We start from the raw sequence: 13,805 nt of genomic DNA, 5'->3' as shown, positions 1-13,805 counted from the left end.
TTTTCGACAACATAGACAAAGGTATCGCTCTGGGATCAAGCTCAGGAGGTGCGATTGGACTATACCTTGGCATTGCAGTCGGTTTATTTTTGGCAAATCAATCAACCATTTTTTTTATTACTGATCGGGGCGGCACGATTGGGTGTCGTATGATAACAAGCTACAGGTACAATGCACTCCGGGCTTTTCCGTCTACCGGATCCTATGGTGTTTATATGAAATGATAATCTTTGGCCAGCAGCACAGACGCTAATATTTTTATTGATGACGACATACTTTGGTTGCAACTCATTAACAGAATTCGTATGTTTAGATATGTGTTCCACTATTTTAAAAAAAATCTTGCTTGTTCTATTGGTTCTGGCATTTTGGCAGGATAGTAACTGGTACTCCGGGTCAGAGGCAAACTTATCAGCGGACAATATTTACGTATCACAATGTATCGATTCCACAGATTTGCCCGACTTCAGTCTCACGCCTCAGAAAAACATTACCGTTTTCGATATTACCTGCCTGTCGTTGCCTCGTAGCGTTCATCCGGGTATTTTGAAAAATAAAAAAACCGCCGTGCTGCCGCCGCCCTACCTGTTTCTCCCCTACCCTCATCGCAAGGCAGTATTGAATCTGCAGTTACTTTGCTGTTTTTCTCTACCATCCGACGATCCTCACCCCTTTGCTGTCTGATCAGCCGGTCAGCAGTATAAAAAAACCATATTACAAAACTGAGGATCTAACCATGACATTACGTGATCGATGGACCCGTACGCTGCGGCGTATGCAGGGCAGTACAATTGACTATTCCCTTGCGTCCAGCCGCAGCCATTTACAGAAAATCAATGCACTTGAACCCGAAATGCAGCAGTCATCGGATGCCGACCTCAAACAGCAGGCGGCGATGCTGCAAACACAGATCATAAAATACCCGACGGATACCCGCCTGATTGTGCGTTTTTACGCTCTCGTACGCGACGCAGCGCGACGCACTGTCGGTATGCGTCCTTTTGATGTACAGATTCTGGGCGCATTGGCCATGCAGGACGGCAGACTGGCAGAGATGCAGACCGGCGAGGGCAAAACGCTGGCTGCTGTGTTTCCCGCCGCCTGGCACGCGCTGTTTGCAAACGGGGTGCATATTCTGACCTTTAATGATTATCTGGCCCGGCGCGACGCACAATGGATGCGGCCGATCTATGAGTTTATCGGATTGTCGGTCGGATTTGTGCAGGAAAGCATGGAAACGGATAAACGCCAGGCGGCCTATGACTGTGACATTACCTATGTGACTGCAAAACAAGCCGGATTCGATTATCTGCGCGACAGCCTGTGTTACGACAAAAAAGTCGTCGTGCAGCGGCCATTTTACGCCGCTATCGTTGATGAAGCCGATTCCATTCTTCTCGATGAGGCGCGTATTCCCCTGGTCATTGCCGGATCTGCGGAAGATATACTGACAGATTCATATTTTGCAGCTCAAGTGGCCGGCCGGATGGAATCAGGCGTTGATTTTGAGTTTGATGAATATGCGCGCAACATTTATCTCACCGATCAGGGTCAGCGCAGCGCCGAAACTCTGTTCAAATGCAGCAACCTTTATGCGGCAGAAAACCTGGACTCGCTTACCCGCCTGCACAACGCGCTGCATGCCGAACATCTGTTGAAGCGGGACGTGGACTATATCGTACGCGGCGGAGCTATCGAATTGGTGGACGAATTCACCGGCCGCGTGGCTGATCAACGCCGCTGGCCGGACGGCCTTCAGTCTGCCCTGGAAGCCAAAGAGCACATAAATATCCGGTCCAAAGGTAATATTCTGAATCAGATTAGTCTGCAGCACTTTATCCGCTTTTATCCGAGACTGTGCGGTATGACGGCCACAGCCCTGTCCAGTGAAGAGGAATTCAAAGCCTTTTACAATCTAAATATCGCTGTCATTCCACCGAATGCAGCCTGTATTCGCCGGGATTCGCCGGATACTGTGTTCCGAAACCAATCGGAAAAGAATCGCGCCATTATTGAGGAAATTGTAAGGGTCAACGCAAGCCAGCGTCCTGTACTGGTCGGCACCTCAAGTGTTCAGGAATCGGAAAAACTGGCAACTGCGCTTGTCGACCGGGACGTGAATTGTCAAATTTTGAACGCAAAATATGATGACTATGAAGCGGAGATGATTGCCGAAGCGGGGCGTCCGTGCGCTGTAACCATTTCCACCAATATGGCCGGACGCGGTACGGATATCAAACTCGGCGGCTCCAGTGAGCAGGAAAAGCAACGGGTGCTCGAGCTCGGCGGACTTTTGGTGATCGGAACCAACAAGCACGAGACCGAACGCATCGACCGGCAGCTGCGCGGCCGCGCCGGCCGCCAGGGCGACCCGGGATCATCAAAGTTTTTTGTCAGTTTAAAAGATAATTTGATGCAAAAATATCGACTGGATGAATTGCTGCCGCCTGACATGTTGCGGAACTCAGATGACAAAGAGGTTGATCATCCGATTGTAAGGCGCGAAGTTGCACGCATTCAGCGCATTTGTGACGGACAAAATCTGGAGATCAAAAAAACACTGGCCCACTATTCAGATTTACTGGAAAAACAGCGGTCCGTTCTGTTTAATTGGCGTCAGGGAGCGCTGCATGAACTAGCTGCACCTGAATATTTCAAAACCGAATCGCCGAAACAGTATGAAACTCTCTTGCGTACAACACCCCCTGAAACTCTGCAAAACCTCTGTACCCGGCTGATGCTGTACAGTATCGATAAAACCTGGACGGCTTTTCTGGCGGATATTGCCGATATCCGGGAAGGTATTCATCTCAACCGTCTCGGCGGGAAAAATCCTTATTTTGAATTTCAAAAACTGTCTGTAAACATGTTTGAGGAACAGCTACAGCAGCTGCATGCAGATATGATTGAGAGGTTTGAATCCCTGAATTCAGCCAACGATTTTGATCCGGAATCTCTGGGTATCCAGGTACCGACCGCCACCTGGACGTATCTCATCAACGACAATTCATTCGGCAATCAGCTGGGACTGGATTTACTGGGCAATATGGGCATGCAGGTCTCGGCCGGCATTCTGGGACCGCTGGTGGCGCTGCAGTGGCTGTTTCGGAAAAGAAAAAAAGCGGATTCCTCATCCCGGCAGGCCGTTGATCACAAATTAAATACAAAGGGAAACACCCCCCTGAACGGGTAAAAGTGATCAGCGAAATTCACTACAGTCCTCAGAGGGAACATAGACGCCCGCAGCCTGTTGATACACCAACTGAGCGCCCAAGTGTCCGACATAGGCCAAAACACCGCTGCCAATCACCAGAACAACCAGCAGCAGCGCCTGAACGGCGCGTGTTCTGAAACGACGAACCAGGCTATAGAGTAAATCCACACCCATGGCGCCTGTGAACAGCCAGGTCGCCAGCCATGCGTTGTTCTCATGGGTTGACAGGACCGTCGGATCACATATATCGCGCGAAACCACAGCGTCTGCCAGGGTACCGGTGTAAACGGCAAGCCAGGCTCCAATCACTCCCAGATACAGCAGCACACTGCCGGAGATTGCAAAGGTTTGCTTTCGGAAAGTTACGGCGATACCTTTAAACAGCGTCGCCACAATCAGCAACACGATAGGAAAGTGTACCGTCATGGGATGCCAGACTTCGGTTCGTAAAAATTCCGGGGGTTCGTTCATGGCATTATTCCAGAATGGCCACAGAATCCGGATCCAGACGGTTTCCCACCCGGATCAGAGTAACACTGACATTTTGATCTTTTTTTAGCTGTGAAAAATCGACGGGTTGTCCCTGTCGAGTTAGTTGGGTTTCTTCAGTAAAGTATAACTCGAGGGTCTGTCCCTCTTCTGTTGTGACATAAATCTCTTGTTCATCCGCAACCACCTTTTTGATGATACCGGTATATTCACCGGAATCGACCACATCGGTACCCGATCCGCAGTGAACGAACAGGTTGACGATCAACAGACCTGCCATCAAAAATACAAAGCTTTTGATTCTCATACTGTCCTCCTTTTTTTAGAATCGTTCACTATAATAACCTGATTAGAAAAGACATTATTCCTGCACAAGCAGAATCACCTGCAGCCGTTCGAGCAGCCGGCGGATATGCCCTTGTTCGATCATGGCCGCCCAATGTCCGCTGCAGAACCGCTCACCACGCGTGCAGTATGTGAGCATGGTTTTGATCTGATCTATTGTGGCACTGCGGATCAGCTCATGATCGCGGAGCATTTTCTCCGCATGTTTATCGACATATTCGTAATCACACCAGCATTCGCGCGAGACAGCCTTGAAAAAGGCTGCGACCCGGTCATCATATTTCGGCCATGGCATCTGAATCATCCCGGTTGTTTCGTCTTTACCGCCACCCCATTCTGAAATCGGCTGGATATCGTTGTAAAGGCATGGTAAAAAGTCGACCAGCTCCTTAATTTCCTGCACTTTGGGGTCTCGAGTTTGCATGGTTTCGCCTCATTTTTAAACTTTAAAGCGTCCAACTGATTTCAGATTCAGGCTGGTGATTCACAACCGGATCTGCGGCTTTTATTCCGGAAATTGTACAATCGACTTGACCCGTTTACATCAACGGCGCCGCAATGCTCAACACCCCTTCGGTGATTTTACGCAAGGCGGAGCGGTGTCGCCAGGATTCGAGGGTGATCTCAACGCATTGAGCGAGATCATGCTCAAAATCCGCAACCAATTTATCGACTGCATCGGACTTGAACAGCACTGTATCCTCAAAATTAAGCTGAAAGCTGCGCACATCCATATTTACGGTTCCGCAGGATGCAATCTCGTCATCGATAATCAAGACCTTGGCATGTGTAAACACATCCGGATAATAATAAAGCTGCACCCCGGCTTTAATTAACGGGGCAAAGTAGGATTCGGTTACGGTATATACTATTTTTTTATCAGGTTTTCCGGGCACAATGATCTGCACACGCACCCCTGATGCGGCTGCGGTTTTCAGCGCCGACATGATTTCCTGATCCGGTATCAGATAAGGGCTCATGATTTTTACTGAATAGGTGGCCTGGGCGATCATTTTCAGATACGTGTTGCGGATAACCGGCTGCGTGGAATCCGGCCCCGACTGCAGTACCTGCACATACCCCGACGCATTCACAGGCCGGGCGCAGTAATATCGGGGATCATCCAAAAATTCACCTGTGGCATAGTACCAGTCCTTGACAAACACCGCCAGCAGGGAATTGACGACACGGCCGGTAAGCGTTAGATGCGTGTCACGCCAGAATCCGAAATAAGGATTTTTGTGAATATATTCATCACCGAGATTCAGTCCGCCGGTAAAGCCGACCTGACCGTCAATGACGGTGACCTTACGGTGGTTGCGGTAATTAATGCGGGTGTTCAGGACCGGATTCCACACCCGGTCAATTATCTCGACCTGGATCCCGGCTTTTTTTAAACTTTTGATAAAAGTTGTGTCCGCGTAATAGGCGCCGAATGCGTCATACAACAGCCGGACTTCCACCCCCTGTTTTACTTTGGCTTTTAGAATTTCCAGAACCTCGCGCGCCGTTTCATCTGTTTTCAAAATATAATACTGCATAAAAATATAATCCTTGGCTTTGAGCAATTCACGTTTCAATGCCGGGAACTTTTCATCACCATTGGTCAGCACATGCACTTTTGAATCATTGGCAAAAATATGATGTTTTCCCAAACCAAAGGAGGTTTGGAAAATCTGTAAATGATCCTTGTCCAGAGACTGGTACTCCGCTGCCGACAAATCCGTTTCCGGTTCGTGAACCAGATAGCCATAATCGTGCATTAACTTGCGTTTGCGGTAACGCGAACTGGATTTAAAATCACGGGCAAAGCTTAAAAACAAAAACGCGCCAAACAGGGGATTGATAGCCAGAGCCAGCAGCCAGGGAATTTTCACATACGGGTTTTCGCTTTTTAGAATAATCCAGAAAAACACCACCAGAACCACAAGCGTGACCAGAATACGCAGAAAAATTGAGATAATATTGACTTGAGCAACAACCTGTTCCGCAAAATTATAGCCGTATTCAAAAATAGCGGCAACCACCAGACCCACCAGTCCGACAGTCAGCAAGGAGATGGATTTTTTCATCATATGATTTTTTCCTCAAACTAATCCCGTATCCTGTTATCAGCTATAACATAGCAGTCCGGCATCAAAAAAACAACAATTTTAATGTGGATGTGGACATGGCCAACCAGGACGCTATGACTATTTTCATCAACCACCGGGTATACGACTATGATCATAAATATATCAGCGCCGCCGGCCTCGGCCTGACCGTGAGTGCGGTCACAGAGATATTTGCGACATTAATTATAAATCTTGCAATCTGCCGGGTGATCACGGCATTTATATTACCTAAATTGATCGATTTATAAGGGCACCAAATAAAACCGGCGCAAAATGTTGCCGGTGCCGTCTTTTTCTATTTGTTTTCATCTGAAATAACTTCTTATTACGCAATCAACCTTGCTTTTTGAACTGATTTTTCATTAAAGTCAGAGAATTATCAGTGTAACGGCATACTTCTCCCATTGTTTAGCTCTTTAATACGATTAATTTTTATTATGTTTTACGTCACAAATGCGGGTTCATACTCCTCAATGAATGACCATAATTTTAAAATCTTCAGGGAATCATAGACTGTCTGTGTTACCCTTAGTATAATTTTTCCGCCTGTTGTCACAATTTTGGCTGCAAAATCAATCATGATCCGACGAAAGGTATTGGGGTAAGCGGTAACTGGTACTGCTTCACAGGGGATGTCCCTTTTATATGCTTCAAAAAGAAAATGGCTGATGATCATCAAATAGTAAAAAACTCTATTCATACCGAAACGCTTAAATGGTAACTGTTCTCTTCCAGCAAATTCTTTCTGTGATCGGTGTACTAATTCAGCTCTACCTCGACTGTGGTTTAACTCGATAATCTTTTCGGCCTTGAGATAATTGCCACTACCAGCATTGATTAGTTTTTCATCCAGCTCACTGTTTCGGCCTATATTGGTATAGATTACTGAATCCGGTTGTGCAAAATCAAATAAGAGTTGACCATTTTCCTCAGCTTTCTGAGAGGTAAAAATACAACGGCGAAATGTCTTCCATGATTTGAGGCGATTAGCAAATTCGACAAAAGTCCATGTCTGTCTATAAGAACGAAAAGCATCATAACTAAGATTGTTAACATATTGTTTAATATCGTTATATATTTTCCCGGCACAAACATAATGAATACCAAGGCGTTGTTCAAAGAACCGAAAGTTCTGGTCATCCATAAAACCACTGTCTGTTAGCAGAATGATTGGAACATCTTTATAGCGACGTCGAATAGCTTTGACCAGACGCCCCACTGACTTTATAAAGTCGCTGCCATGATTACAATGAACATCTCCGGCTCGGAACAGCGCATCAACAACATAAGGCCCCCAACTAATTTGCATAGGCTGGAATCCTTTTTTATTTTTATAGGTCACATTTGAGCCTTCACGCTTTTTAGCGCCGTCATTGTCGAAAACTACGCTGTCACCAAAAAGAATAACTTCTTTGGGTTGTTCAATAATAAGTCGCCAAATAAACATCTCCAACAAAAGAGACCGAAATATCATTTGCCCAACAAAACTGAACTTGCGAAACATCCTTTTGATTTGATGGGATGTTGCCATTTGTTCCGGGCGATTTTCGAGCACGGCAGCATAGGCTTCATCGTTTTTTCGACGATCAAAAGAACAGATTGACATATCCGTACCATCAATAAACCAAGCAAAAAGCTGTTTGACAAACTGACGGTATCCCAGTCCTTTAGAAGAGCCTTTTAAAAAGCTAAAAACGTTTTCAAATAGAGAATAGAATCGAATTTGGTCAATATATCTAAGAAAAAACAACAGACCACCACGACCGCTAATTTTATCTTTTGTGATCTCAATTTTTGATATTTTAGGTTGCGTTGTATCGGTTTTTTTCTGCATATTATGGCTACCTTTTGGGTTTTGTTGTTATTCTTTTTATTGGTTACACAACTAAAATAATAACAAACTATTATAAACCCAAAAGGTTTTTTATTTTTTTAAAAACCGCTCAATTTAGGTATTATTTCTGATCAACCGGGCCCTCCAGCGTTATCAAAAGCGCATCGAAACACTGCGCGGCATCGTCCCGATATGCTCATTCTGCAAGCAGGTTCGGGATGATGAGGGATACTGGAACCAGGTCGAATCCTACATTTCCAAATACACCGATGCGGAATTCAATCACAGCATCTGCCCTGCCTGCCGGGAAAAGCATTATCCGGACTATGAAAATTAACCATCAGGCCTGCACCTATCTATCATTGCTCCCTTTTCAAAATCTCCGACGGCCTATTATCTAAAAAAAGATTGAAATTTTCATCCCGCAGATGTGTTTTACATATTGAAACACTCTGAACAGGAGCTGTAAATGCAATGTGTCAATTTGTATCAGAGAAAAATCTGTAAACCATCTTTACTGTATCAATCATAAAAAGGAGAGTATGCTATGAGTAATAACATTAAAGAATTACTCGGAAAAGACGCGGAATCGCTGCTGAATCACAAATGTGTATTTCCCAAGGATCAATTGCATACGCCGTCACCCGACTTTGTAGATAAAATCTTTATGCAATCCGATCGCAGTCCGCGAGTTCTCCGCAATCTGCAGAGCTTGTTCGATAACGGACGTCTTGCCGGCACCGGCTATTTGTCCATATTACCCGTGGATCAGGGAATCGAACACAGCGGCGGAGCCTCGTTTGCGCCGAACCCGATTTATTTCGACCCGGAAAACATTATCAAACTGGCCATTGAGGGCGGCTGCAATGCTGTGGCGTCTACACTGGGCGTGTTGGGTTCTGTATCCCGGCGTTATGCGCATAAAATCCCGTTTATCGTTAAAATCAACCACAACGAACTGCTGACCTACCCGAACAAATACGATCAGATCCAGTTCGCCGGTGTACAACAAGCCTTTGATATGGGCGCAGCGGCAATTGGCGCCACGATCTATTTCGGCTCGGAAGAATCGAACAGTCAGATCCAGGAAGTTTCCGAGGCCTTTCAGTTCGCGCATGAGCTCGGAATGGGTACCATACTCTGGGCGTATTTGCGCAATTCTGCATTCAAAACCGAAAAGACGGATTATCACACGTCAGCGGATCTGACCGGACAGGCCAACCATTTGAGCGCGACGATCGAAGCGGATATTGTCAAACAGAAACAACCGACCAACAACGGCGGTTACAAAGCGATCAAATTCGGCAAATGGGATGAAAAAATGTACACCGACCTGGCTTCCGATCATCCCATTGACCTCACCCGTTATCAGGTAATCAATTGTTATATGGGACGAATCGGGCTGATAAATTCCGGCGGCGCCTCTTCCGGAGCCAGTGATCTGGCAGACGCGGTTCGAACGGCGGTCATCAACAAACGCGCCGGAGGTACGGGACTTATTTCCGGTCGTAAATCCTTTCAGCGTCCCATGAAAGAAGGCGTTGAACTGCTGAACAAAATCCAGGATGTTTATCTGGACCAAGACATTGACCTTGCCTGATCGGAGTGGGGTCAAGAAAAACGGCATGAAGAAATGACGGGGGGATTCCCGCACCGTTTATTTTTCATGCCGTCTTGTATGTTCAAGACGCACACTTTATTCTTCCCGGTCATTGTTTCATCCGTAAAACCATTTTTAATCCGTTCGAGCTCTCGTCCTTATGACACTGACACTGGATATTCTTTTATTTTTCGCCGCATCCGGACTCATTGCCTGGTTTGGCGCCAAACTGGCGATGTATGCCGACCTTCTGGCTGACCGCACCGGGTTGGGAGAGGCGGTGACAGGGACCGTGTTTCTGGGATTTGTTACAGCGTTGCCGGGACTGGTCACAGCGGCCCTGCAGGGGCATCCGGCGCTCGCCATCAGCAGCGCTATCGGCGGGATTGCCATACAGACGGTTTTTCTCGCTCTGGCGGATATTACTTATACAAAGGCCAATTTGGAACACGCAGCCGCGTCTGTGGCAAATATGATTCAGACCATTATATTAATCATTCTCCTGACCCTGGTTTTGACCGGACTGGCCAATCCTGAAACATCTGTAGCTTCTGTGCATCCCATGACACCACTGCTCATATTATCGGCAGGAGGCGGATTCGCACTGGTGTACCGCGCCAGCCAGGAACCCATGTGGAATCCGCGGATGACCACATTTACGGTCGAGGACACGCCGGACACCCAAAACATATCAGCCAGCCTGCTTAAACTGGTATTGGGATTCATCGCTATCGCCATTCTGGTAACCGCCGCCGGCGCCCTGGTGGCGCATACCGCAGGAAATATCACATAAAAAACCGGCCTGAGCGAAACCATTGCCGGGGGTCTGTTTGTCGGAATCGCGACCTACCTTCCGGAACTGGTGACCACCGTAGCCGCTGTGCGCCGGCGCGCCTTGACTCTGGCCGCAGGGGATATTGTCGGAGGCAACATGTTCGATGTACTTTTCGTTTGTGCAGCTGACATTGCTTACAGCAGGGGTTCCCTCTTTCACGCATCTGTGGTTGGCCACCGGGAAATTTTCCTGACCGGCATCGCCATTCTGTTAAGTTAAACAGTATTCTTCTGCTGGGTATGCTGTATCGGCAGAAACGCGGTCCGGGCAATATCGGATTTGAAAGCGTTTTGATGCTACTGCTCTATATCAGCGGTTTCTTGATCCTGCGATTCTACATGTAAACCGGCATTGATTTTTTAAACATTTATTCGCATATTTACCGAAAAAGAGGCAACATGTCCGTTCGTGAGACCCTTCAACAGCGCCATACAGTCAGACATTTTACAGATCAACCGGTGGACCGCGATATCCTGCGTCAATGCATCAACGCCGGTCGTCTGGCCCCCTCTGCAGAAAATGTGCAGCCATGGCGTTATATTGTTGTTGATGACACCGAGGTCAAATCCCGACTGGTATCAAAAGCCTTTTCCGGAGTCTATCGTCCAACACGCTGGGCGGCCAAAGCCCCGGTGCTGATCGTTGTTTGCGGCAAACTGGACATCATTGCCAATCGGCTCGGCAAGCAAATCACCGGAATTTCTTATTATTTGATCGATATAGGGATCAGCGGTGAACATGTGGTGCTGCAGGCGGAAGAACTGGGCCTGGGTTCCTGCTGGATCGGCTGGTTCAGCTCCCGAGGCGCAGCCAAAGCACTGAAATTACCGCGTTCCTGGCGGCCGACCGCGATTCTGGCGATGGGATATCCAGCCGATTCACAACCGCGTCCCCGGGAAAAACGGAGTATGGATGAGATTTGCTATTTTAACAGAGTGGAATGATGCAGCTGCCGCCCCTTACATCCGGCACCCTGATCCGTCGTTATAAACGCTTTCTTGCCGATATAGAGCTGGACGGAAAAGAGCGGATTACCGCTTTCACCCCCAATACCGGAAGTATGAAAGGATGCAGCGAGCCGGGCAGTCGGGTGCGGTTGTCCAAAAGCGACAATCCCAGGCGAAAATATCCCTACACGCTCGAACTGGTTCAGTCCGGCAGCACCTGGGTCGGCGTCAACACGGGCAGAGCCAACCTGTTGGTGCGCGAGGCCATCGAATCAGGCTTGTTTCCTTCGCTTACGGATTATGAACAGATACGCAGTGAAGTCAAAACCGGTTTCAACAGCCGGATTGATCTGCTGTTAAAAACAGGACCGCGCTTGTGTTATGTGGAGGTCAAGAACGTGACGCTGGTTGAGAATAAAACCGCTTTTTTCCCGGATGCAGTGACCAGCCGCGGCACCAAACACCTGAATGAACTGATCGGTCAGGTTCAACAGGGACACCGCGCTGTCATGGTCTATACCGTACAGCGCAACGATGCAGAACGTTTTTCTCCCGCTTTTTTCATAGATCCGGTTTACACAAAAACTCTGAACACAGCAATCGAGGCCGGTGTGGAGGTCATCGCTGCTGAAGCCGCAATCACCGGCACGGCCATCACCCTTGAACGTGAACTGCCGATGGATTTGCGCCCCCAACTTTGAATAGAGAAAATGAATAATGAAAATTTCAGTAGAAAGCATTGTACAGGAAGCTGAGCAGCTATTCGCGGGCGAGTATAATTGCGCCGAATCTGTGTCAGCGGCAATTATCCGGGCGTTTCGGGGTGAGCTTCCGGAGTGTTTGCCAAATGCAGCAACTGGTTTTGGCGGCGGTATCGGCAGCAGTCATGACGACGTCTGCGGAGCATTGACCGGCGGAATACTGGCAATCGGTTTTGTGATGGGGCCGACAGCCAGCCGGGAACACATCAAGCAAGCTTGTTCTGAACTGCGCCGGAGTTTTCTCAATCAATTCCAGACAACACGCTGCGGCACCTTGTCTGTCCGGTTATTCCAATTCGAATTGCGCAAAAGTAGTGGGATTCACTGCAGAGCAAACTGCATATATTCTGCTGCGCGCCGGCAGACGGGAACAAATCAATCCGGTCAGCCCCTGATTCAGGATTCAAAAGAAAACGCTGAAGGACAAAACGCCTGCAGCGGACACTCGGCACATCTTGGCCGGCGTGCCCGGCAGATGCTACGGCCCAGTTTGAGCAAATTCATATGAAACGAGTAAGAGCGCCCCTCCGGCACCAACGGCTGCATCTGGTAATAGGTTTTTTCCGCTGACGCCCTGGGCGGCACAAATTCGAGGCGTCGGCAAAGACGGTGCACATGCGTATCAACCGGAAAAATATCCACACCGCAGGTAAACATGAGCACCACACTGATCGTTTTAATTCCGATACCTTTGAGGGGCAGCAGGGTCTCGATGACCTCATCCGGATTTTGATCACAGATCACATCTATATTTAAAGAGCCGTACTTGCCCTCTATCCATTTCAATACATCCTGTATGCGCTCACTTTTTTGATTGCTCAGTCCAGCCGGCCGAATGGCATCAACCACCTCGGATCGCGGCGCATTCATCACATCCTTCCACGCCGGGAACCGCTGTTTCAAACGATCATAGGCCGTATCCCGGTTACGGTCGTTGGTGCTTTGCGAAAGTATCGTCTTGATCAGGCTGTCCAGAGGATTGCCGCGCCCTTTGTATTTTGGAACGCCGAACTGTGTTTCCAATGCATCGATGGCCCTGACCACGTTTGTGCGGATCGTGATATCGTCTGTCAATATCTGCTCCGTTTTATTTAATCATTTTCCCAAATTATCAATTATTTTCTTGAAATCAAAGGGCAAACCTGTTTATATTGTTGTTTAAACACACATTTAATCTACCGCAATTTCACGTTTTTTCGCTATTTGATTAGTGTTGTCTGTTTTATCCGGCACCTGATTGATTCGACTGGAAAACATGTATTCATTTTAGAGTAAAAGGAAACCAGGTTAATGAAATTAAGATTGCGTTTTTTTGTTCTGTTTTTTTTCATACTGTTGCTGTCCCGCGTATTTTCTGTTGAAAGCCCGCGGCTGATCTTTCAGCACAGCCTTTCAAACGACAATGCCAACGAGTATGTCGACATTGAAAATATCAACGGCCAATTTATATCAGACGGCTGGAAATCGACATCATACGGATCAGACACCGGCAGTAAACTTTTGATCACATTCAAGAATCGGCTGCCGCAGACCGGCGCTGTAGAGTGGACCGTCAAAAATTTTGATCCTTATCACCAAACCGATGAGAACAGACAGCACGTGGCGCTGCTCACATCAGCCCCGGATGACAGTCAAAGATTTACAAGGGCGGTTCCTGGCTTTATCT

The 13,805-nt window shown here is 47.6% G+C and carries 13 protein-coding genes; 7 read left to right on the top strand and 6 right to left on the bottom strand.

From position 1 onward, the window contains the following. Positions 1-736: 736 nt before the first annotated feature. A complete protein-coding gene (gene secA2, locus U5R06_23225; GenBank protein MDZ7725654.1) occupies positions 737-3,193 on the top strand; it encodes an accessory Sec system translocase SecA2 in 2,457 nt (818 codons plus the stop codon). 6 nt (positions 3,194-3,199) lie between these two features. Here secA2 and U5R06_23220 read toward each other — a convergent pair whose 3' ends face one another. The 4 genes from U5R06_23220 to cls form a co-directional block, all read right to left on the bottom strand. Continuing rightward, positions 3,200-3,685 (bottom strand): DUF2231 domain-containing protein, encoded by a 486-nt coding sequence (locus U5R06_23220; GenBank protein ID MDZ7725653.1) that lies wholly within the window; start codon positions 3,683-3,685, stop codon positions 3,200-3,202. Between the two features lie 4 nt (positions 3,686-3,689). Next, positions 3,690-4,010, bottom strand: a complete 321-nt coding sequence (locus tag U5R06_23215) for a hypothetical protein (GenBank protein ID MDZ7725652.1) — start codon at positions 4,008-4,010, stop codon at positions 3,690-3,692. A 54-nt stretch (positions 4,011-4,064) separates the two neighbouring features. Next, the gene (locus tag U5R06_23210; protein ID MDZ7725651.1) at positions 4,065-4,472 is read right to left on the bottom strand and encodes a DUF6508 domain-containing protein; all 408 of its coding nucleotides are present in this window, start codon (positions 4,470-4,472) and stop codon (positions 4,065-4,067) included. 115 nt (positions 4,473-4,587) lie between these two features. After that, positions 4,588-6,123 (bottom strand): cardiolipin synthase, encoded by a 1,536-nt coding sequence (cls, locus tag U5R06_23205; GenBank protein ID MDZ7725650.1) that lies wholly within the window; start codon positions 6,121-6,123, stop codon positions 4,588-4,590. A 95-nt stretch (positions 6,124-6,218) separates the two neighbouring features. Between cls and U5R06_23200 the strand changes: the two genes are divergently transcribed. Then, positions 6,219-6,410 carry a hypothetical protein gene (locus tag U5R06_23200; GenBank protein ID MDZ7725649.1) on the top strand — a complete coding sequence of 64 codons (192 nt, stop codon included), beginning with the start codon at positions 6,219-6,221 and terminating at the stop codon, positions 6,408-6,410. Positions 6,411-6,604: 194 nt separating this feature from the next. On the opposite strand, the gene U5R06_23195 is transcribed toward U5R06_23200, so the two are convergent. Beyond that, the gene (locus U5R06_23195; protein ID MDZ7725648.1) at positions 6,605-7,996 is read right to left on the bottom strand and encodes an IS1380 family transposase; all 1,392 of its coding nucleotides are present in this window, start codon (positions 7,994-7,996) and stop codon (positions 6,605-6,607) included. Positions 7,997-8,543: 547 nt separating this feature from the next. On the opposite strand from U5R06_23195, the gene U5R06_23190 reads away from it, so the two are divergent. The 5 genes from U5R06_23190 to sfsA all read left to right on the top strand — a co-directional run bounded on the left by U5R06_23190 (position 8,544) and on the right by sfsA (position 12,079). Continuing rightward, on the top strand, positions 8,544-9,596 hold the full coding sequence (locus tag U5R06_23190) for a class I fructose-bisphosphate aldolase (GenBank protein ID MDZ7725647.1): 1,053 nt from the start codon (positions 8,544-8,546) through the stop codon (positions 9,594-9,596). A 160-nt stretch (positions 9,597-9,756) separates the two neighbouring features. Next, positions 9,757-10,389: a hypothetical protein gene (locus tag U5R06_23185; GenBank protein ID MDZ7725646.1), complete on the top strand. Its 633-nt coding sequence runs from the start codon at positions 9,757-9,759 to the stop codon at positions 10,387-10,389. 9 nt (positions 10,390-10,398) lie between these two features. Further along, complete coding sequence (locus U5R06_23180) at positions 10,399-10,650, top strand: hypothetical protein (protein MDZ7725645.1); 252 nt, start codon at positions 10,399-10,401, stop codon at positions 10,648-10,650. A 179-nt stretch (positions 10,651-10,829) separates the two neighbouring features. After that, the gene (locus U5R06_23175; protein MDZ7725644.1) at positions 10,830-11,375 is read left to right on the top strand and encodes a nitroreductase family protein; all 546 of its coding nucleotides are present in this window, start codon (positions 10,830-10,832) and stop codon (positions 11,373-11,375) included. Beyond that, positions 11,375-12,079, top strand: a complete 705-nt coding sequence (gene sfsA, locus U5R06_23170) for a DNA/RNA nuclease SfsA (GenBank protein ID MDZ7725643.1) — start codon at positions 11,375-11,377, stop codon at positions 12,077-12,079. Before U5R06_23175 ends, sfsA begins: the two co-directional genes overlap by 1 nt. A 456-nt stretch (positions 12,080-12,535) precedes the next feature. Here the strand turns inward: sfsA and nth are convergent, their stop codons facing one another. Then, on the bottom strand, positions 12,536-13,213 hold the full coding sequence (gene nth, locus U5R06_23165; protein ID MDZ7725642.1) for an endonuclease III: 678 nt from the start codon (positions 13,211-13,213) through the stop codon (positions 12,536-12,538). Positions 13,214-13,805: the final 592 nt, after the last annotated feature.

The organism is candidate division KSB1 bacterium (assembly GCA_034521575.1).
Classification (GTDB): domain Bacteria; phylum Zhuqueibacterota; class Zhuqueibacteria; order Residuimicrobiales; family Krinioviventaceae; genus JAXHMJ01.
The sequence above is the reverse complement of the archived record's forward strand: the minus strand, read 5'-3'. Positions and strand labels throughout refer to the sequence as shown.